A 21034-nucleotide genomic window follows, 5' to 3' on the forward strand; every position below is an offset into this window, starting at 1 on the left:
TCTCAATAAATGCTTGAGCGGCACTCGAAAAAAACTTGAAAAATTCCCGATGAATACTTGAAATGCGGTTGCTGTCTCGCCGTCAAAAACGGCTCTGAACTGGTCTTACGGATGCGGCTGTCGGAATTTTTGTGCCATCTTCGCCTTCTTCTCCAGGTCAACCGGACCGAGTATTGTCCGTGCAATGCATGATGACGTCGTAATCACAGGTATAGGGGCTCTCACGCCGGTCGGAAATGATCGGGAGAGCAGCTGGGAAGCGATAGTGGCGGGCCGGTCGGGCATCGGACCCATCACCGCTTTCGACACCGCCGGCATGAGCACGCGCATCGCCGGCGAAGTGAAGTCCTTCCGGCCCTCCGACCACTTTGACGCCAAGCGCACCCGGCGCATCTCCCGGTTCACCGCCTTCGCCGTCGTGGCGGCACGCGAAGCGGTGGCCGACGCGAAGCTGGACATCGACGACGACAACCGGGACCGGGTGGCGGTCGTGGTGAACACCGGCGTCGCGGGCTTCGACACCATCGAGGCGGCCACCCGGCAACTGGTCGCCGACAGAGAACCGAGCTCCTACTTCGTGCCGTACTCCCTGGCGAACATGCCCAGTTGCGAGGTGGCGATCGACCTCGGGGTCCACGGCCCGGTCAACGCCAACGCGCTGGCCTGCACGAGCGGCCTGTACTCCCTGATGGACGCGCGGCGCCTGATCCTCTCCGGCGAGGCGGACGTGGTCGTCTGCGGCGGCACCGACGCCGGGGTCACCCCGGTGTTCATGAACGGGCTGTCCACCATGGGCGCGCTGTCCCGGCGCAACGACGACCCCACCCGGGCGAGCCGCCCGTTCGACGTGGACCGGGAAGGGTTCGTGCTCGGCGAGGGCTCGGTGGTCCTGGTCCTCGAGTCCGCCGAGCACGCCCGCAGGCGCGGGGCCACCCCGTACGCGAGCGTCAGCGGTGCCGCGCTGACCTGCGACGCCTTCCATGTCAGCGCCCCGAACCCGACGGGCGAGTACGCCACGGCCGCGATCAGGACCGCCGTGCAGCGGGCGGCGGTCGCACCGGACGACATCGACTACATCTGCGCCCACGGCACGTCCACCAAGGCCAACGACCGCACCGAGACCAAGGCGATCCGTACGGCGTTCGGCGCGGCGGCGGACAGCATCCCCGTGAGCAGCCCGAAGTCGTCCGTCGGCCATCTCGTCGGCGGCGCGGGCGCGTTGAGCGCGATGGTGTGCGCGCTGGCCGTCCGCGACGGCGTCGTGCCGCCCACGATCAATCTGAACTCCCCGGACCCGGAGTGCGACCTGGACCACGTGGCCAACGTCGCGCGGCGCACGCCCGTGCGCACGGCGATGGCGAACGCCTTCGGCTTCGGCGGCCAGAACTGCGTCGTGGTCTTCACGGCGCCCGACCAGTTCTGACGGTCCGGCGCCGGTGGCGGAGCGTTCCGGGGCAAGGGGTGCCGCCCGCCGGGCGGCACATCCGGCTGCCGGAGCCGCTTCGTGGCCGCTCTCCGGGCGGACGGAGGGGCTTCGCGAACCGGCCTACGACACGCGTCGGGCGAGCGCTGCCGTGTCCGGCTCGGAATCCTTCGTGTGCCACCACTCCGTCACGTTCGTGACGACGAGGAATCCCGCCGTCCGCAGGTCCTCGTCGCTCGGGCTGCCGTCGAGGAGCTGCTCGGCGTCATCGGTGAAGTCGAGGGTGAACAGCCATCGCTGCTCCGGCTCGCCGGACGGGGTGACACCGAGGTCGAGCTCGACGTCGACCCGAGGTGCCCGCTCCTCGGTGCGCTCCAGCACCCGCAGGGCCCGCACACGCACAGCGGCGGGCAACTGGTCGTCGTAGCGACGCAGCTGGGCGCGCAGCCGCTGCGCGGTGGCCGGCTGAAGAGACATGGCACCTCCGTCGTGTCGACCGTCAGCAGGCGGGACCGGCGGGTTCGCCCTTCTTCAGACTAGGCGCCAGAGTTCCGCCGGGCTTCTCGTCCATCGAGTAGGCCGTGATGATCCCCTGGGGCTTCGTCACGCGGTCGCCGCCGTAGACGCCGGGGTTGTCGAGGACTCCGAAGTACTTCGTGCAGGGCGGCATGGCCTCCATGTAGTAGTGCCAGCGGCCGCCGGGGATCGTCGCGGGGGTCCCGGACCAGAGCGCCTTCTTGATCTTCTTGTCGAAGGAGGCGCTCCACCTGCCACGAGCCACCAGATGCTTGTAGCCCCACGTCGTGGTGCCGCAACGCAGCGGAATGATGCCCGGGCCGTTGTTGTAGCGCTTCACGACGTGCTTGTACGACTTACCGGCGCACGGGTCGGCCGCGCTGGCGGTGGGCGCGGTGCCGATGAGGACGGCGGCCGCCATCGTGGTCGAGGCCACGACGGCAGCGGTGACGGTACGCATGCTCTTCATTGGTTCTCCCCTGTTGATCGACACTGCGAGACCCGGTCAGTGATCTCGCTCGACCTGTGGGGAAACCCTGACTGATGGTGCCCAAGGGGTTCTAGGGACTTGGTGCAGCATCGGTCGATGGGCCCAATTGCCCGGATAGTTCAGCACGGCAGCACTCCGGTCTGGTACTGAGTGCTGCCGGCGGACCGGTCAGGAATGGAGAAGCCCGTGGCGGGGTGGCGCGCCTAGCGTCGGAGGCATGGATCTCACCCTGCACTCCACCTTCCTGCCGCACGACGACCCCGACGCGTCGGTGGCGTTCTACCGCGACATCCTCGGCTTCGAGGTGCGCGCCGACGTCGGGTCCGGCGCGATGCGCTGGATCACGGTCGGGCCCGCCGGACAGCCCGGCGTGAACATCGTCCTGGAGCCCCCGGCCATGGACCCGGGCGTCACCGACGACGAGCGCCGGACCGTCGTCGAGATGATGGCCAACGGCAGCTACGCCCGCGTCGTCCTGGCCACCCCGGACCTCGACGCCGCCTTCGACCAGGTGCTGGCGGCCGGCGCCGAGGTCGTCCAGGAGCCGACCGCGCAGCCCTACGGCGTGCGCGACTGCGCCTTCCGCGACCCCGCGGGCAATCTGGTCCGCATCAACGAGGTGCACGACCTGCGGTGACGCGGTACCGCCGGAGATACTGCTCGAAGCCGGCGTGCCGCGCCGGACAGGCGATGCCGTCACAGACCGCGCGGGCGGTCCCGCCCGACAGAGGAGAACACGATGACCAGGGCCAGGAAGACCGCGCCGCAGTCGCCTGAGCAGCACGTTGCCGACAGCCACGATCTGATCCGGGTGTACGGCGCCCGCGAGAACAACCTGAAGGACGTCAGCGTCGAGCTGCCCAAGCGCCGCCTCACCGTGTTCACCGGTGTCTCCGGCTCCGGCAAGAGCTCCCTGGTCTTCAACACGATCGCCGCCGAGTCGCAGCGCCTGATCAACGAGACGTACAGCGCCTTCGTCCAGGGCTTCATGCCGACCCTCGCCCGGCCCGAGGTCGACGTCCTCGACGGGCTGACCACGGTGATCACCGTCGACCAGCAGCGGCTCGGCGCGGACCCCCGCTCCACCGTCGGCACCGCCACCGACGCCAACGCGATGCTGCGGATCCTGTTCAGCCGGCTCGGCAAGCCGCACATCGGCTCGCCCAAGGCGTTCTCCTTCAACGTCGCCTCGATCAGCGGCGCGGGCGCGGTGACCGTCAAGCGCGGCGGACAGGACGTGAAGGAGCGGCGCAGCTTCAGCATCACCGGCGGCATGTGCCCGCGCTGCGAGGGCCGCGGCTCGGTCACCGACATCGACCTGACCGCCCTCTACGACGACAGCAAGTCGCTGAACGAGGGCGCGCTCACCATCCCCGGCTACAGCATGGACGGCTGGTACGGCCGCATCTTCACCGGCTGCGGCTTCTTCGACCCGGACAAGCCGATCAACCGGTTCACCAAGAAGCAGCTGCACGACCTGCTGCACAAGGAGCCGACCAAGATCAAGGTCGACGGCATCAACCTGACGTACGAAGGGCTGATCCCGAAGATCCAGAAGTCGATGCTCTCCAAGGACGTCGACTCGCTGCAGCCGCACATCCGGGCGTTCGTGGAGCGGGCGGTCACCTTCACCACCTGCCCCGACTGCGAGGGCACCCGGCTCAACGAGGGCGCCCGGTCGTCGAAGATCAAGCGGATCAACATCGCCGACGCCTGCGCGATGCAGATCAGCGACCTCGCCGAGTGGGTCCGCGGACTCAAGGAGCCGTCGGTCGCGCCGCTCCTCGAGACGCTGCAGCACACCCTGGAGTCGTTCGTGGAGATCGGCCTCGGCTATCTCTCGCTCGACCGGCCCTCGGGCACCCTGTCCGGCGGTGAGGCGCAGCGCGTCAAGATGATCCGCCACCTCGGCTCGTCGCTCACCGACACCACGTACGTCTTCGACGAGCCGACCACGGGCCTGCACCCGCACGACATCCAGCGGATGAACGAACTGCTCCTGCGGCTGCGGGACAAGGGCAACACGGTGCTCGTCGTGGAGCACAAGCCGGAGATGATCGCGATCGCCGACCATGTCGTCGACCTCGGTCCCGGGGCCGGTGCCGGCGGTGGCAGCGTCTGTTTCGAGGGGACCGTGGAAGGGCTGCGGGACAGCGACACCGTCACCGGGAAGCACTTCGACGACCGGGCCGCGGTGAAGGAGTCGGTGCGCAAGCCCACCGGCGCGCTGGAGATCCGCGGCGCCGCCACGCACAACCTCCGGGACGTCGACGTCGACATCCCGCTCGGCGTGCTGACCGTCGTGACCGGTGTCGCCGGCTCCGGCAAGAGCTCGCTGGTGCACGGGTCGATCCCGGCCGGTGAGGGCGTCGTCTCGGTCGACCAGGGAGCCATCCGCGGCTCCCGGCGCAGCAACCCGGCGACGTACACCGGCCTGCTCGACCCGATCCGCAAGGCGTTCGCCAAGGCCAACGGCGTGAAGCCCGCCCTGTTCAGCGCCAACTCCGAGGGCGCCTGCCCCACGTGCAAGGGCGTCGGCGTCGTCTACACCGACCTGGCGATGATGGCCGGCGTCTCCACGACCTGCGAGGAGTGCGACGGGAAGCGGTTCGACGCCTCCGTCCTCGACTACCACCTCGGCGGCCGCGACATCAGCGAGGTGCTCGCGATGTCGGTGGCCGAGGCCGAGGCGTTCTTCGGCGGCGGCGACGCGCGGACGCCGGCCGCGCACAAGATCCTCGAGCGGCTGAACGACGTCGGGCTCGGCTATCTCACGCTCGGCCAGCCGCTCACCACGCTCTCGGGCGGCGAGCGGCAGCGGCTCAAGCTGGCCACGCACATGGCCGAGAAGGGCGGCGTCTACGTCCTCGACGAGCCGACCGCGGGCCTGCACCTCGCGGACGTCGAGCAGCTGCTCGGCCTGCTGGACCGCCTCGTCGACTCCGGCAAGTCGGTCATCGTGGTCGAGCACCACCAGGCGGTCATGGCCCACGCCGACTGGATCATCGACCTCGGCCCGGGCGCGGGCCACGACGGCGGCAAGATCGTCTTCGAGGGCACCCCGGCCGACCTCGTCGCCCAGCGGGGGACCCTCACCGGCGAGCACCTGGCGGCGTACGTCGGGGCCTGACCGGGCCCCGTCCCGCCTCGCTCGCCGGCCCCACGGCCCCGGTACGCCGCAGACGCAGCACCCGCGCCACGAAGACCAGGGCCACCACGACGGCCACGCCGTGCGCGACGCCGACCACCGACAGCGGTGAGAAGGCGTCGAGCGCGGCGGCCACCGCGATCATTCCGGCGCCGAAACCGAGGTTCTCCACCGTCGCCGACAGGCCGAAGGCGCGGGTGCGCAGGGCGGCCGGCAGGGTCTGCAGATGTGAGCTGTACGACACCTCGGTGACGCCGTCGGCCGCGCCCGCGAGCAGCGCGACCACGACGGTCGCGGCCCAGGGCAGCCCGGCGAACGCCAGGATGAACGTCGCCGACATCACGATCGTGCCGCAGCCGAAGCCGAGCGCCCCGACCGTCCGCCCCGAACGCTTCACGTACCGCTGGAGCACCTGCTGCACCAGAACGTTGCCGAGCGCCCACGTACACCAGAAGACACTGACGAACACGGCGGGCCGGGCGGCGTCCAGCTCGGTCGAGTACACGGGCAGGGCCGCGTTGTGCGAGGAGGAGCCGAGCGCGTCGATGCCGCGCAGCGCCACCATCAGGGCGACGGCCGGGGCCGCGGCGAGCGCGACCGGCGCCCCCGCCCGCCACCGTCCGCGCGGTGCGGGCGGCTCGGTGCCGCCGTCACCGGCGGTCCGCGCGGGACGGCCGGTCAGCGGCAGCAGCGCCACGGACGCGGCGCACGCCAGGAACGTCGCCATGTCGATCAGGAAGGCCGCCGTGTAGCCGAGCAGCGACACGACGACGCCGGACGACGCGAAGCCGACCACCATCGCCATCGAGCGGCCGCTCACCATCAGGGAGTTGGCCCAGGTGCGCCGCCCCTCGTCCACCATGTCCGGGACCGAGCTGCGGAACGCGACCATGAAGACGGTGCCCGCCCCGCCGGTCACCGCCGAGACGAGGAACAGCGCGGCGCCGCGCAGCCCGTCGGGCGCGCACACCAGCAGGAGCAGGGCCGCCGCCTGGACGACGTTCGACCAGAACATCGCCGGTTTCGCCGCCCAGCGGGCCAGCAGCGGCGCGGCGCCGAGCCCCGCGAGGAACCCGGCACCGAGCCGTACGGCCATGAACACGCCCACCGCGAGGGCCCGGTCCGTGACCGCGTAGACGTACAGATTGAGCGCGACCAGATTCAGGTACGTGCCGTAGGACGAGAGTGCGTATCCGTACACCAGAATGCGGTACCGGCGTTCCTTCATCGGTGAACTCCCCCTGTACGAACCCGCGTTGTCGCAGCCTATGTGCAGATGTGCAGTGCACATACCCGGGCCTGTCTACGGCCCGTCGAGGTCGGGGGACTGCGCGCGAGGACCGCGCACGCGCCGTGGCACCGGCGCCGTCATCTGCCGGCCGCGGTTCCGTTTGACGTGGATCACGTCGCGCCCCCGGCCACGTAAGAGACGCGTCAAAGGCGTGTGCGCCCCCGTAAGGGAGCCGTCAACGGGGAGCGAAACCGGCCATGACCGGGGGTTTCCTCTAATCGTCCGACCGTGTCACTCGTTCGGGCGCCGCACGTTCATTCCTGTCCCTTCCGCACCTCACCCAGGAGCTCACGATGGCCGACGTGGCCTTCGTCGTCACCACGCTCGCGGTTTTCGCCCTGGTGGCACTCGTCGCCAAGGGGGTGACCAAGCTGTGACCGCCGAGAACATCGTCGGCCTCGTCGTGGCCGTCGCCCTGCTGGGCTATCTCGTCCTCGCCCTCATCTACCCGGAGAGGTTCTGAGCGCCGACATGAGCCCCGTACTTGCCGGAGCCCTTCAGTTCCTCGCCCTGTGCGCGGCGCTGGCGCTGGCCTACCGTCCCCTCGGCGACCACATGGCCCGGGTCTACTCCTCCGAGAAGCACCTCCGGGTGGAGAAGTGGATCTACAAGGGCATCGGTGCCGACCCGAACACCGAGATGCGCTGGACCGCGTACCTGCGCGGCGTCCTCGCCTTCTCGGCCGTGAGCGTCCTCTTCCTCTACCTGCTGCAGCGCCTGCAGGGGAGCCTGCCGGGCTCGCTCGGCTTCCGGTCGATCGACCCGGACCAGGCCTTCAACACGGCCGCTTCCTTCGTCGCCAACACCAACTGGCAGTCGTACTACGGCGAGCAGACCATGGGCCACGTCGTGCAGACCGGCGGCCTCGCGGTGCAGAACTTCGTCTCGGCGGCGGTGGGGATCGCCGTCGCGGTGGCCCTCGTCCGCGGCTTCGCCCGCTCCCGCACCGGTGAGCTGGGCAACTTCTGGGCCGACCTGGTCCGCGGCACCGTCCGCATCCTGATCCCGATCTCCGTGATCGGTGCGCTCGTCCTGGTCGCCTGCGGCGCGATCCAGAACTTCGCCGGCATCCACGAGGTCGGCCAGTTCATGGGCGGCTCGCAGCAGTGGAACGGCGGCGCCGTCGCCTCCCAGGAAGTCATCAAGGAGCTCGGCACCAACGGCGGCGGCTACTTCAACGCCAACTCCGCCCACCCGTTCGAGAACCCCAACGGCTTCACCAACCTCTTCGAGGTCTTCCTGATCCTGGTCATCCCGTTCGCGCTGACCCGCACGTTCGGCAGGATGGTCGGCTCCCTCAAGCAGGGCTACGCGATCCTCGCCACGATGGCGACGATCTGGGTCGCCTTCACCGGCCTGATGATGTGGACCGAGTTCGCCCACCACGGCCCCGCGTTCGATCTCGCGGGCGGCGCCATGGAGGGCAAGGAGAACCGCTTCGGCATCGGCGGCTCGTCCATCTTCGCGGTCGCCACGACGCTCACCTCGACCGGCGCGGTGGACTCCTTCCACTCCTCCTTCACCGGCCTCGGCGGCGGCATCACGATGCTGGGCATGCAGCTCGGCGAGATCGCGCCCGGCGGCACCGGATCCGGCCTCTACGGCATGCTGATCATGGCGATCATCGCGGTGTTCATCGCCGGTCTGATGGTCGGCCGCACCCCCGAGTACCTCGGCAAGAAGATCGGCACCCGCGAGATCAAGCTCGCCGCCTGCTACATCCTGATCACGCCGGCGCTCGTCCTCGTCTTCACGGCCTTCTCGATGGCCCTGCCGACGCCCAAGAACTCCCTGCTGAACAGCGGCGCGCACGGCTTCTCCGAGATCCTCTACGCGTTCACGTCCGGCGCCAACAACAACGGCTCCGCCTTCGCGGGACTGAGCGCCGACACGAACTGGTTCAACACCACCATCGGCCTCGCGATGCTGCTCGGCCGCTTCCTCCCGATGGTGTTCGTGCTCGCGCTCGCCGGTTCGCTGGGCGAGCAGAAGCCGGTCCCGGTCACCGCGGGCACCCTGCGCACCAACAAGCCGCTGTTCACCGGCCTCCTGGTCGGCACGGTCCTGATCGTCGCCGGCCTGACCTACTTCCCGGCGCTCGCGCTCGGGCCGCTCGCCGAGGGGCTCGCGTGATGAGCACCGACCTCAAGCAGACAGAGAATCCAGAGGACAGCATGTCCACAGCCACTCCCACCCGGGCCCCGCACCAGGACGTGCCCACCGGCCACACGTCCGGGCAGGACAAGGTCGGCGCGGGTCTCTTCGACCCGAAGCAGCTGCTCAGGTCGCTCCCCGACGCCTGCCGCAAACTGCACCCGCGGGTCATGGTCAAGTCACCCGTCATGTTCGTGGTGCTGATCGGCTCGGTCCTGACGACGCTGTTCTCCTTCAAGGACCCCTCCGACTGGTTCGGCTGGACCATCAGCGCCTGGCTCTGGCTGACGGTGATCTTCGCCAACCTCGCGGAGGCCGTCGCCGAGGGCCGCGGCAAGGCCCAGGCCGACACGCTGCGCAAGGCCAAGACGGACACCGTGGCGCGCCGGCTGAACGGCACCGCCGAGGAGCAGGTCCCCGGTACGGAGCTGAAGATAGGCGACCTCGTCGTCTGCGAGGCCGGCGACATCATCCCCGGCGACGGTGACGTCGCCGAGGGCGTGGCCTCCGTCGACGAGTCGGCCATCACCGGCGAGTCGGCCCCGGTCATCCGCGAGTCCGGCGGCGACCGCAGCGCCGTCACCGGCGGCACCAAGGTGCTCTCCGACCGCATCGTCATCAGGATCACGACGAAGCCCGGCGAGACGTTCATCGACCGCATGATCAACCTGGTCGAGGGCGCGGCCCGGCAGAAGACGCCGAACGAGATCGCGCTCAACATCCTGCTCGCGTCGCTGACCATCGTGTTCCTGCTGGCGGTCGCCACACTGCCGCCGTTCGCCGACTACGCGGGCAAGAGCCTCGACATGGTCGTCCTGGTCGCCCTGCTGGTCTGCCTCATCCCGACCACCATCGGCGCCCTGCTCTCCGCCATCGGCATCGCGGGCATGGACCGCCTGGTGCAGCGCAACGTCCTCGCCATGTCCGGGCGCGCCGTCGAGGCCGCCGGCGACGTCTCCACCCTGCTGCTCGACAAGACCGGCACCATCACCCTCGGCAACCGCCAGGCCGCCGAGTTCGTCCCGGTCAAGGGCACCACCGAGGCCGAACTCGCCGACGCCGCGCAGCTGTCGTCGCTGTCCGACGAGACCCCCGAGGGCCGCTCCGTCGTCGTCCTCGCCAAGGAGAAGTACGGCCTGCGCGAGCGGCACCAGGGCGAGCTGACCGACGCCGGCTGGATCGAGTTCACCGCCCAGACCCGGATGTCGGGGGTGGACGTCGACGGGCGCAAGATCCGCAAGGGCGCGACCGGTTCCGTCATCGCCTGGGTCAAGGAACGCGGCGGCGAGGTCGCCGAGGACGCCCAGGCGCTCAACGACCGGATCTCGCAGGCCGGCGGCACGCCGCTGCTCGTGGCCCTGGAGGACGCCGACGGCGCCCGTGTGCTGGGCGTCATCCACCTCAAGGACGTCGTCAAGGACGGAATGCGGGAGCGGTTCGACGAGCTGCGCCGCATGGGCATCAAGACCGTCATGATCACGGGTGACAACCCGCTGACGGCGAAGGCGATCGCGGACGAGGCGGGCGTCGACGACTTCCTCGCCGAGGCCACTCCCGAGGACAAGATGGCCCTCATCAAGCGGGAGCAGGCGGGCGGCAAGCTCGTCGCGATGACCGGCGACGGCACCAACGACGCCCCGGCGCTGGCCCAGGCGGACGTCGGCGTCGCGATGAACACCGGCACGTCGGCCGCGAAGGAGGCCGGCAACATGGTCGACCTCGACTCGAACCCGACCAAGCTCATCGAGATCGTCGAGATCGGCAAGCAACTCCTCATCACCCGCGGCGCGTTGACGACGTTCTCCATCGCCAACGACGTGGCGAAGTACTTCGCGATCATCCCGGCGCTGTTCGCCGCGGTCTACCCGGGCCTGAACAAGCTGAACATCATGCACCTGTCCAGCCCCGACTCCGCGATCCTCTCCGCGGTCGTCTTCAACGCGCTGATCATCATCGCCCTGGTCCCGCTCGCCCTGAAGGGCGTCCAGTACCGGCCGGTGAGCGCCGACCGGATGCTCCGCCGCAACCTCGGGATCTACGGACTCGGCGGTCTGGTGGCCCCCTTCATCGGCATCAAGGTCATCGACCTCCTCCTCTCCCTCATCCCCGGAATCGGCTGATCACGATGAACAACTCGGTAGCAAACACGGGCCGGTTGCTGTGGGCGGGGCTGCGCGCCCTGCTCCTCCTCACCGTCGTGTGCGGCGTCCTCTACCCGCTCGCGGTGACCGGCATCGCCCAGGTCGCGTTCCACGACAAGGCCAACGGCTCGGAGGTCACGTCCGGGGGCAGGGTGGTCGGCTCCTCGCTCATCGGGCAGACGTACCTCACCAAGGACGGCAAGCCCGACCTGAAGTGGTTCCAGCCGCGCCCGTCCAACGGCCTCGGCGAGAACAGCGTCAACATGCAGTACAAGCTGATCCTGTCCGGCGCCACCAACCTCTCCGGCGACAACAAGGACCTGATCAAGCAGGTCGAGGAGGCCAGGGCCGCCGTGGTCGAGGACAACTCCACGACGACGTACCGGGTGCGGCCCTCGGACGTCCCGGCGGACGCCGTCACCTCCTCCGGCTCGGGCCTCGACCCGGCCATCTCACCTCGGTACGCCGACCTCCAGATCCACCGCGTCGCGGAGCGCAACCACCTCTCCGTCGCGCAGGTCCGCAAGCTCGTCGACGACCACACCGACGGCCGGATCCTCGGGTTCATGGGGGAGCCCGGGGTCAACGTCCTCGAACTCAACGTCGCGCTCCAGCAGTTGACCGCCGAGAGCGGATGACCCGGGTACTGGTGGTGGAGGACGATCCGCTGCTCGTCCGGGCCCTGGTCCTCACCATCCAGGCGCGCAGGTTCGGGGTCGACGCGGCGCCGGACGGAGCCACCGCGCTCCGTCTGGCCGCCGCGCGGCGGCCGGACGTCGTCGTCCTGGACCTGGGCCTGCCCGACATGGACGGCCTCGACGTGATCAGGGCGCTGCGCGGCTGGACCCGCGTCCCCATCATGGTCCTCTCGGCACGCCGCGCCTTTGCGGAGAAGGTCGCGGCGCTCGACGCGGGCGCCGACGACTACGTGACCAAGCCGTTCAGCATGGACGAGCTGCTCGCCCGGCTGCGGGCTGCGGTGCGCCGCACCGAGCCGGCGCCCGCGGCCCCCGACACCGCGGTCGTCACCACGGACGGCTTCACCGTCGACCTGGTGGCCAAGAAGGCGGTACGGGACGGGCGCGACATCCGCCTGACCCCCACCGAATGGCACCTCCTGGAGATCCTGGTCCGCCACCCGGGCCGGCTGATCAGCCAGCGGCAGCTGCTCCACGAGGTCTGGGGCGCCGCGCAGAGCACCAAGACCAACTATCTCCGCGTCTACATGGCCCAGTTGAGGCGGAAACTCGAAGCGGACCCCTCGCGTCCGCGCTACCTGATCACCGAGCCCGGCATGGGCTACCGCTTCGAGCAACCCGGGCACTGAGGGGAACAGACAGGCAGATGGCCCGCGGCAGGTTCAGGATCTACCTCGGCTCCGCACCCGGCGTCGGCAAGACGTACGCGATGCTCTCCGAGGCGCACCGCCGTACCGAGCGCGGCACCGACTGCGTGGTCGCGTTCGTCGAGCACCACGACCGGCCGCGCACCGAGGTGATGCTGCACGGCCTGGAACAGGTCCCGCGACAGCGACTGGAGTACCGCGGCACGGTGTTCACCGAGCTGGACGTGGACGCCGTGCTCGCCCGCCGGCCGCAGGTCGCTCTCGTCGACGAGCTGCCGCACACGAACGTGCCGGGGTCGCGCAACGCCAAGCGCTGGCAGGACGTCGAGGAGCTCCTCGCGGCCGGGATCGACGTCGTCTCGACCGTCAACATCCAGCACCTGGAGTCGCTGGGCGACGTCGTCGAGTCGATCACCGGGGTCCGGCAGCGCGAGACGGTGCCGGACGAGGTGGTGCGGCGCGCCGACCAGATCGAGCTCGTCGACATGTCACCGCAGGCGCTGCGCCGCCGCATGGCGCACGGCAACATCTACAAGCCGGACAAGGTCGACGCGGCCCTGTCCAACTACTTCCGCCCCGGAAACCTCACGGCGCTGCGGGAGTTGGCCCTGCTCTGGGTCGCCGACCGGGCCGACGAGTACCTCCAGGAATACCGCAGCGAGCACCGGGTCTCGACGATCTGGGGCTCACGCGAGCGCATCGTCGTCGGACTGACCGGCGGACCCGAGGGCCGTACGCTGATCCGACGCGCGGCGCGGCTCGCGGAGAAGGGCGCCGGCGGTGAGGTGCTGGCGGTCCACATCGCCCGCAGTGACGGCCTCACCGCCGCCCCGCCCAAGGAACTCGCCGTCCAGCGCACCCTCGCCGAGGACCTCGGGGGCACCTACCACCACGTCGTCGGCGACGACATCCCCACCGCGCTGCTCTCCTTCGCCCGCGGCGTCAACGCCACCCAGCTCGTCCTCGGCGTCTCCCGCCGCCGGACCTGGCAGTACGCCTTCGGGCCCGGCGTCGGCGCGACCGTCGCCCGCGAGTGCGGGCCCGACCTCGACGCCCACCTCGTCACGCACGACGAGATGGGCAGCGGCCGCGGTCTCGCCCCGGCCGCCCGCACCGGCGTCGGCCGCCGCCGCACACTGTGGGGCTGGGTGACGGGCATCGCGGGACCCGCCCTGCTCACCGTCCTCATCAGCGCCGTCGCCCCCGGCCTCGGCCTCGCCAACGACATGCTGCTGTTCCTGTCGCTGACCGTGGCGGCGGCCCTCCTCGGCGGCCTGCGGCCCGCGCTCGCCTCGGCCGCGTTCGGCTCGCTGATGCTCAACTGGTTCGCCACACCGCCGATCCACCGGCTGACCATCTCCGACCCGGAGAACATCCTCGCCCTGGCCGTCTTCCTCGGCGTCGCGGCGTCCGTGGCCTCGGTCGTCGACCTGGCGGCCCGCCGCACCCACCAGGCGGCCAGACTGCGCGCCGAGTCGCAGGTCCTGTCCTTCCTCGCGGGCGGCGTACTGCGCGGCGAGACCGGCCTGGAGGCGCTCCTCGACCGCGTACGCGAGACGTTCGCGATGCGGTCCGCCGCCCTGCTGGAACGCGAGAACGACACCCACCCCTGGACCTGCGCGGGCAGCGCCGGCCCGGGGCCCGCCCCCGCCCGCCCCGAGGACGCCGATGTCGACATGCCCGTCGACGACGGTACGGCGCTCGTCCTCACGGGCCGCGCCCTGCCCGCCGAGGACCGCAGGGTGCTGGCCGCGTTCGCCGCGCAGGCCGTGGTCCTCGTCGACCGCGAACGCCTCAAGTCCGAGGCGGACCGGGCCCGCACGCTCGCCGAGGGCAACCGCATCCGCACCGCCCTGCTCGCCGCCGTCAGCCACGACCTGCGCACCCCCTTGTCCGGCATCAAGGCCTCCGTCACCTCGCTGCGCGCGGACGACGTCGAATGGTCCGCGCGCGACCGGGCCGACCTTCTGGCGGCCATCGAGGACGGCGCCGACCGCCTCGACCACCTCGTCGGCAACCTGCTCGACATGTCGCGCCTGCAGACCGGCACGCTCGCCGCGCTGACCCGGGAGACCGACCTCGACGAGGTGGTGCCGACGGCGCTCGGCGGCGTACCGGACGACCGCCTCGGCCTGGTCGGCCTCGACATCCCCGAGACGCTCCCGATGGTGCTCGCCGACCCGGGGCTGCTGGAGCGCTCGGTCGCCAACATCGTGGAGAACGCCGTGCAGCACACGCCCGACGGCCGGCCGGTCCTGGTCGCCGCGAGCGCCCACGGCGACCGGGTCGAACTGCGGGTCGTGGACCGCGGGCCCGGCGTCCCCGACGACACCAAGGACCGGATCTTCGCCCCGTTCCAGCGCTACGGCGACGCCCCGCGCGGCGCCGGAGTGGGCCTCGGCCTCGCGGTGGCCCGCGGCTTCGCCGAGGCGATGGGCGGCACGCTCGCCGCCGAGGACACCCCCGGCGGCGGCCTCACCATGGTGCTGACCCTGCGGGCCGCGCTCAGCGCACCGCCGCCCCCGGACCGAGCGGAATCCCCAGCACCCACCACGCCAGGAACAGCAGCGTCCACGCCACTGTCATAGCGATCGCCAGGGGCAGGGTGTACGAGGCGAGCGTGCCGATGCCCGCGCTCCTGCGGTAGCGCTGCAGGAAGCCGAGCGCCATCACGAAGTACGGGCTCATCGGTGTGATCGCGGTCGACCCGGAGTCGGCGATGCGGAACAGCGCCTGCGTCGTCTCCGCCGGCACGTGCACCAGCATCAGCATCGGCACCAGGACCGGCGCGGCCAGCGCCCACATCGCCGAACCGCTGGTGACCATCACGTTGACCAGGGTCAGCAGCACCAGGATCAGCAGGAAGACCACGACGATCGGCATGCCGCTGTGCCGCAGCGCCTCCGCCGCCCGCACCGCCAGCACGTCCCCGATGTGCGTCCAGTCGAAGTAGGCGAGGAACTGGGCGATCGCGAAGAAGAGCACCAGGACGGGGGCCATCTGCTTGACGCCCTCGGCCATCAGCCGGGGCACGTCCCCGGCCCGCTCGACGGACCCGGCGCGCCTGCCGTACACGATGCCGGTGACCGCGAACAGGCAGGCCACCACGGCCGCGATGCCGTCCAGGAACGGCGACTCGACGATGCTGCCGCCGTCGCCGCGCAGCGGTGAGGAGTGCGGCAGCAGCGCCGCGACGACCAGCACCAGGCCGGCGCCGAGCGCGAGCAGCGCCGCCCGCAGCGCGGACCGCTCCCGCCCGCTCAGGTGCAGCGCGCCGAGGTCCTCGACGTCGGCGTCCGGATCGGGGTCGAGGTCGGGCCTGCGGGCCAGGACGTACCGCGTGACGAGCGTGATGACGGCGGCGAGCAGCAGCGAGGAGGCGATGTTGAAGAACCAGTTGGACAGGGGGGACACGTACGCGTCGTCGCCGCCGGTGATCTTCGCGGCCGCCGTGGTGATGCCCGCGAAGAGGGCGTCGTTCGGTGTGGGCACGGGGCTCGCGTCGTAGCCGGAGGCGATCGACGTGTACGCCACGACGATGCCGAGCACGGGGGAGCGGCCCACGGCACGGAAGGCGAGGCCGCCGAGCGGCACCAGGATGATGTACGCGGCGGCCGACGCGACGTGCGCCACCGTCCCGGCGAACGCCACCGCGAACACCACCCACGACGCGGGCACCCGGGCCACGCCGACCTTCATCGCGGCGGCGAGGAACCCGCTGCGCTCGGCCACGGCGACCCCCATGATGACCACGACGATCGTCGCCATGGGCGGGAACGCGGCGAAGTTCGACACCATCGACGACACCGCCATGGCGAGCCCGTCACCGCTGAGCAGGTTCTGCACGGTGACGGTCTTCCCGTCGGCGGGCGACACGACGGACACGTCGAACCCGGCGAGCACGGCGCTGACGACGGCGAGCACCGCCGACAGGATCCAGAACAGCCAGAAGGGATGCGGCAGGGCGTTGCCCGCCCGTTCCACGACGGCCAGGGCGCGGATGACGCGCGGCAGCGGCGCTGCCTCCGCCTGCGGTGGTGCCTTTCTCTCCACGGACATGACGGCGGCTCCAACTAGCGTGTCGGGGAAGGGAGTCGGTGGTTGCGGAAGAAGTCCCACAGCACCTCGTGGGCCTTGATCGTCTGCGTGGTGGTGCCGCCGCCGCTGTACCCGTCGGCGCCCGGCCAGGTGTGCCCGCCGTCGGTCACCGCGACATGCGTCACCTCGGAGCCGTCGGCGCAGTCGGTCCACCGCGACGTCGTGATGTCCGGCTCCGTCACCTCGTCGGGCAGCCGCCGGGCGCAGCCGTCCCGCCCGGCCCAGCCGGCCACCCAGTCGGGGATCGCGGGCAGCCCGCGCTCCGCGTCGCCCGCGTAGGGGATGGTGGCGTCTTTCGTGCCGTGGAAGTCGATGACGGGCACGGGGCGTCGGGGCGCGCAGTCCTCGCCGGTCCCCGGGTAGAACGCCCCGGCGACCGGCGCGACGGCGGCGAACCGGTCGGCCATCCGGCAGGCGAGCAGCCCGGTGAACCCGGCACCGTTCGACTTCCCGGTGGCGTACACCCGCCGTGTGTCCACGCAGAGCCGGCCCTCCAGGCTGTCGAGCAGGTCACCGGTGAACGCCACGTCGTCCACCCCGGGCGCCGCGTACGGCGCGCCCTGCCACGCCTGCCGGTCCCCGTCGCCGGTGCCGACGACCCCGTCGGGGTACGCGACGACGGCGGGCAGGGTCGACAGCCGGGAGAACGCCTCGGTGCCGGCGCCGGTGTTGCCGCGCCCGTGATAGGCGACGATCAGCGGCCAACTCCGGCTCGCGTCATAGCCGTCGGGCAGGTGCAGCTGATACGTCCGCTCGCGCCCGCCGCTGGTGAGGCTGTACGGGACGCTGGTGCCGGGCTCCTGGGGCGAGGCGGCGCCGCATCCGGCGGAGGAGGGCCGGACGTCGGCGGCATGGGAGGGGGCGAGCGGCAGAGCGATGAGCGCGGTGCCCAGGACGCAGGCACGCCGAAGTAGACCCTTCATGGACGGCTCCTCAATAGGGGGCGCCCGTCAGGGGCGCCGGGCTGTTTCGATGGGCGGCTCCGTCGCGCGGGCGCGACCGGCGCAGGCGGCCCGCGGACGGGGAGCGGCCACTAGATGTCGAGCCACTCCTCGACAAACGCACACACACGCTCGACGACCGCGTCCACGACGGCCCGCCCGTCGTCCGCGGTCACCCGTGTCGGATCACCGAGCACGCCATTGGCGCTCAACTCGTCGTACGGCAGGGTCAGGGAGGGCTGAGCGAACGTACGGGCCAGCCTGGCCTCGGGCTTCAGTCCGTCCCGCGACGTGGTCCCCGGCCTGAGCCGATCGGTGCGCACCAACTCTGGTGCCAGGTACAGCATTTGGGCCGTCTCCGCCTCCCCGCTGTGCCCGTGCACCTCGCTCACCCCCATCCCCGCCACCACGCCGGAGGCCAGCGCGGTCACCGGCGACCAGGCGAACCGCACCTCGGGATCCGCGACCAGGAGATCCTGCGCGACCGTGGTGAGCGCCGCGTTGTTCCCGCCGTGCCCGGTCAGCACGAGGAACCGCCGCCAGCCGTGCCGGCGCAGACTCGCCACGTACTCGCGCACCACGGCCGCGAACGTCGACGTCGTCAGCGTCACGGTCCCGGCGAACGCCATGTGGTGCGGCGACACCCCGACCGGCAGCGGCGGCCCGAGCACCACCCGCCCGGCGAGCCGGACGGCGACCAGCTCCGCGATCCGCTCGGCGCGCACGGTGTCCGTGGCGATCGGCAGGCCGGGCCCGTGCTGCTCGAACGCCCCGGCGGGAATGATCACGACGGGTGCCGCGGTGACGGCGTCGGCGGCCTCCTCGGTCGTCAACTCGGCCAGCCTGAGCGGCACGTCGGCGCTCACGACAGCTCACCCCCGGCGGGGAGATCGGCGGCCAGCACGGCGTCCCGGATCGCCCCGAGGTGCTCGCGCGTGATGCGCTCGGCGGCGTCCGCGTCGCCGTCCCGCACTGCTTCGAGGATGAGCAGGTGCTCGGCGTGGTCGCGCTCCCGGTCGTTGTACCGGTGCCGGATCTCGATCTGGTCGCGGGCGCGGACCTGGAGCAGCGCCTCGACGGTCTCCTTCAGCAGCGCGTTCCCGCTCGACGCGGCCAGCGCGACATGGAAGTGCACGGAGCGGCGCACCGACTCCTCCGGCGGGAACAGGGCGTTGGCCGCCGCGTACGTCAAATGCTCCAGGCCCTGGGGGAGCCGGACCCGGGCCGCCTCGGCGGCGACGGCCGGCTCCACGACGAGCCGGGCCTCGACGAGTTCCAGCACGGACTGCCGGGTGCTGCGCGGCAGATGGGGGTTGGCGAGCAGGCGCCGCTCGATGCCCGGCCCGACGTAGGTGCCCGAGCCGTGCCGGAACTCCACGACCTGCGTCGCCTCCAGACGGCGCAGTGCCTCCCGCACGGTCGGTGTCGTCACCTCGAAGCGTCGGGCCAGCTCGCGCGAGGAGGCCAGGGCGTCACCGGGGGAGAGCCGCTCGGTACGGATGATCTCGACTATGTCGTCCGCGAGGCGTTCGGACAGGGACGGCTGATCCGCGTAACTCATAAAGTGAATAGATCACTTGATCTCTGAGAGTGTCAACGGTCGTGCACGAAGCCGTTCCCCGGGCGGCCTCAGGCCTCGCCGGGCCGCTCCAGCAGGCCGCGCTCCATCGCCACGACCACCGCCCTGGTCCGGTCGCTGACGTCCAACTTCGCGAAGACCCGCAGCAGATGGGTCTTCACGGTCGCCTCGCCGATCACCAGCCGCTTGCCGATGTCGGCGTTGGACAGCCCGTCGGCCACCGCCGTCAGGACGTCCACCTCGCGCGCGGTGAGCGCCGTCTGCACCGGGCGGCGCATCTTCGCGACGAGCTTCTGCGCGACGCGCGGGGCGAGCACCGTCTCACCGCGGGCCGCGGAACGGATCGCGTCGACCAGCTGCTCACGCGAGGTGTCCTTGAGGAGGTAGCCGATCGCCCCGGCCTCCACCGCACGCTCGATCTCGGTGTCCGTGTCGTACGTGGTCAGGATCAGGACGCGGGTGCCGCTCGGGCCCGCGACGATCCGCCGGGTCGCCTCGACCCCGTCGAGGACCGGCATCCGCAGGTCCAACAGGGCGACATCGGGGCTGAGTTCCTCGACCAGCGTCACGCCCGCGCCCCCGTCGTCCGCCTCCCCGACGACCTCGATGCCGGGATCCGGCGCGAGCAGTGCGAGCACGCCGGCCCGCATCACGGTGTGGTCGTCGACCACGACGACCCGCAGAAGGCGCTGGTCCTGGCTGGTCATACGGACTCCTGAAGGGGAACGTCGGTGACGAGGGGCAGGGACGCGCGGACGAGGGTGCCGTCGCCGAGCGAGCTGGTGACGGTCAGCTCGCCGCCGAGCTCGTCGAGCCGCTTGCGCATGCCGTCGAGACCGAAGCCGCGGGCGGCGGCCACGTCGAAACCCCGGCCGTCGTCCGTGATCTCCAGATCGACGACGCCCGGGCCCTGGGCGAGGACCACGACGACCGTCGAGGCGGCGGCGTGCTTGCGGACGTTGGCGAGTGACTCCTGGGTGCAGCGCAGCAGCGCGATCCGGGTCTGCTGATCGCAGTCGACGTCCGCCAGCTCCGCGTCCACCGCTGTCCCGGTGTCCTCGGCGAACCGGTCCAGGGTGCGGCGCAGCGTCGTCGACACCGACCCCTGCACCGCGCCGCCCGGCGGCGGTGTCGCGCCGACCAGCGCACGCGCCTCCGCGAGATTCTCCCGCGCCGTCTGCTCGATGGACGTCAACTGCTGTGCGGTGCGGACCGGATCGACGTCCAGGCCGGCGCGCGCCGCCTCCGCCAGGACCACGATGGAGGCGAAGCCCTGCGCGAGGGTGTCGTGGATCTCCCGGGCCAGCCTGGAGCGTTCGGTGGCCGCTCCCTCGCGGCGCAGCGCCTCGCTCAACTCCACCTGCGTGCTGGCCAGTTCGTCCCGCAGCCTGGCCCGCTCGTCACGCAGCTCCAGGGCCCGCGGGGTCAGCGTCACGACCAGCGCGCCCACCACGTACACCGCGAGGCTGGAGACGGTGTTGCGGGTCAGCTCCTCCACCCGCCAGCCCTCCCGCAGCACAGCGCCGAGCGTGATGGCGAGCGCACCCAGGCCGCTGCCGACCAGCGCGCCGCGCCGGCTGTCCGCGTACACCACGAACTGGCCCAGCGTCACGGTGAACAGCACCCCGAAGCCGTCGCGCAGATAGGCCAGCAGCCCGAGGACGGGGATCAGCAGGCCGAGGTAGGCGTACCCGCCGGCCGCCCCGTCGCGGCCCCAACGGCGGACCGCCGCGTTGCCGCAGCCGAGCACGGCCATCAGCGCGAGCGACCCGTACCGCTGTCCGGCGGGTGCGTCGTGCAGGACCGTGATCAGGGCCAGCAGGCCGATGATCGCCCAGGAGAACAGATCCCACGAGTGCAGGAACCAGATCCAGAACGGGTCGCCGCGCCGCGGTCGTTGCAACATCG

The 21034-nt window shown here is 71.1% G+C and carries 18 protein-coding genes; 9 read left to right on the forward strand and 9 right to left on the reverse strand.

What is annotated here, in order from left to right; genetic code table 11:
- The first annotated feature begins 184 nt into the window (after positions 1 to 184).
- A complete protein-coding gene (gene fabF, locus ACVHNB_RS10040) occupies positions 185 to 1423 on the forward strand; it encodes a beta-ketoacyl-ACP synthase II (RefSeq protein ID WP_428951737.1) in 1239 nt (412 codons plus the stop codon).
- A 123-nt stretch (positions 1424 to 1546) separates the two neighbouring features.
- Here fabF and ACVHNB_RS10045 read toward each other — a convergent pair whose 3' ends face one another.
- Both ACVHNB_RS10045 and ACVHNB_RS10050 read right to left on the reverse strand, forming a co-directional pair.
- The gene (locus ACVHNB_RS10045) at positions 1547 to 1900 is read right to left on the reverse strand and encodes a hypothetical protein (RefSeq protein ID WP_428951736.1); all 354 of its coding nucleotides are present in this window, start codon (positions 1898 to 1900) and stop codon (positions 1547 to 1549) included.
- Between the two features lie 22 nt (positions 1901 to 1922).
- A complete protein-coding gene (locus tag ACVHNB_RS10050) occupies positions 1923 to 2408 on the reverse strand; it encodes a hypothetical protein (protein ID WP_428951735.1) in 486 nt (161 codons plus the stop codon).
- A gap of 238 nt (positions 2409 to 2646) precedes the next feature.
- Between ACVHNB_RS10050 and ACVHNB_RS10055 the strand changes: the two genes are divergently transcribed.
- Positions 2647 to 3066 carry a VOC family protein gene (locus ACVHNB_RS10055; protein WP_428951734.1) on the forward strand — a complete coding sequence of 140 codons (420 nt, stop codon included), beginning with the start codon at positions 2647 to 2649 and terminating at the stop codon, positions 3064 to 3066.
- A gap of 102 nt (positions 3067 to 3168) precedes the next feature.
- Positions 3169 to 5559 carry an ATP-binding cassette domain-containing protein gene (locus ACVHNB_RS10060; protein WP_456227846.1) on the forward strand — a complete coding sequence of 797 codons (2391 nt, stop codon included), beginning with the start codon at positions 3169 to 3171 and terminating at the stop codon, positions 5557 to 5559.
- On the opposite strand, the gene ACVHNB_RS10065 is transcribed toward ACVHNB_RS10060, so the two are convergent.
- Positions 5522 to 6805, reverse strand: coding sequence for an MFS transporter (locus ACVHNB_RS10065; protein WP_456227847.1), 1284 nt, complete (start codon positions 6803 to 6805; stop codon positions 5522 to 5524). The two genes, ACVHNB_RS10060 and ACVHNB_RS10065, sit on opposite strands and share 38 nt — an antisense overlap.
- A gap of 436 nt (positions 6806 to 7241) precedes the next feature.
- Here ACVHNB_RS10065 and kdpF point away from each other — a divergent pair, with 436 nt between their 5' ends.
- The 6 genes from kdpF to ACVHNB_RS10095 are packed head-to-tail and all read left to right on the forward strand — an operon-like array spanning position 7242 to position 15096.
- Positions 7242 to 7331, forward strand: coding sequence for a K(+)-transporting ATPase subunit F (gene kdpF, locus ACVHNB_RS10070; RefSeq protein WP_018533641.1), 90 nt, complete (start codon positions 7242 to 7244; stop codon positions 7329 to 7331).
- An 8-nt stretch (positions 7332 to 7339) separates the two neighbouring features.
- Positions 7340 to 9001 (forward strand): potassium-transporting ATPase subunit KdpA, encoded by a 1662-nt coding sequence (gene kdpA, locus ACVHNB_RS10075; protein WP_428951731.1) that lies wholly within the window; start codon positions 7340 to 7342, stop codon positions 8999 to 9001.
- 41 nt (positions 9002 to 9042) lie between these two features.
- Positions 9043 to 11142, forward strand: a complete 2100-nt coding sequence (gene kdpB / locus ACVHNB_RS10080; protein ID WP_428951730.1) for a potassium-transporting ATPase subunit KdpB — start codon at positions 9043 to 9045, stop codon at positions 11140 to 11142.
- 5 nt (positions 11143 to 11147) lie between these two features.
- Positions 11148 to 11801, forward strand: a complete 654-nt coding sequence (locus ACVHNB_RS10085) for a potassium-transporting ATPase subunit C (protein ID WP_456227848.1) — start codon at positions 11148 to 11150, stop codon at positions 11799 to 11801.
- Complete coding sequence (locus ACVHNB_RS10090; RefSeq protein ID WP_456227849.1) at positions 11798 to 12490, forward strand: response regulator; 693 nt, start codon at positions 11798 to 11800, stop codon at positions 12488 to 12490. The genes ACVHNB_RS10085 and ACVHNB_RS10090 overlap by 4 nt, the downstream gene beginning before the upstream one ends.
- A 17-nt stretch (positions 12491 to 12507) precedes the next feature.
- Positions 12508 to 15096 (forward strand): ATP-binding protein, encoded by a 2589-nt coding sequence (locus ACVHNB_RS10095; RefSeq protein ID WP_456227850.1) that lies wholly within the window; start codon positions 12508 to 12510, stop codon positions 15094 to 15096.
- On the opposite strand, the gene ACVHNB_RS10100 is transcribed toward ACVHNB_RS10095, so the two are convergent.
- The 6 genes from ACVHNB_RS10100 to ACVHNB_RS10125 form a co-directional block, all read right to left on the reverse strand.
- Complete coding sequence (locus ACVHNB_RS10100) at positions 15014 to 16567, reverse strand: AbgT family transporter (RefSeq protein ID WP_456227851.1); 1554 nt, start codon at positions 16565 to 16567, stop codon at positions 15014 to 15016. The genes ACVHNB_RS10095 and ACVHNB_RS10100 overlap by 83 nt on opposite strands.
- Before the next feature lie 14 nt (positions 16568 to 16581).
- Positions 16582 to 17529 carry an alpha/beta hydrolase family esterase gene (locus tag ACVHNB_RS10105; RefSeq protein ID WP_456227852.1) on the reverse strand — a complete coding sequence of 316 codons (948 nt, stop codon included), beginning with the start codon at positions 17527 to 17529 and terminating at the stop codon, positions 16582 to 16584.
- Between the two features lie 110 nt (positions 17530 to 17639).
- Positions 17640 to 18413, reverse strand: a complete 774-nt coding sequence (locus ACVHNB_RS10110; protein WP_456227853.1) for a creatininase family protein — start codon at positions 18411 to 18413, stop codon at positions 17640 to 17642.
- Positions 18410 to 19108 (reverse strand): FadR/GntR family transcriptional regulator, encoded by a 699-nt coding sequence (locus ACVHNB_RS10115; protein ID WP_456227854.1) that lies wholly within the window; start codon positions 19106 to 19108, stop codon positions 18410 to 18412. The genes ACVHNB_RS10110 and ACVHNB_RS10115 overlap by 4 nt, the downstream gene beginning before the upstream one ends.
- Positions 19109 to 19176: 68 nt before the next feature.
- Positions 19177 to 19833 carry a response regulator gene (locus ACVHNB_RS10120; protein WP_428951722.1) on the reverse strand — a complete coding sequence of 219 codons (657 nt, stop codon included), beginning with the start codon at positions 19831 to 19833 and terminating at the stop codon, positions 19177 to 19179.
- The gene (locus tag ACVHNB_RS10125) at positions 19830 to 21032 is read right to left on the reverse strand and encodes a sensor histidine kinase (RefSeq protein WP_456227855.1); all 1203 of its coding nucleotides are present in this window, start codon (positions 21030 to 21032) and stop codon (positions 19830 to 19832) included. The genes ACVHNB_RS10120 and ACVHNB_RS10125 overlap by 4 nt, the downstream gene beginning before the upstream one ends.
- Between the last annotated feature and the right edge of the window lie 2 nt (positions 21033 to 21034).

It is taken from the genome of Streptomyces sp. YJ-C3 (assembly GCF_053891275.1).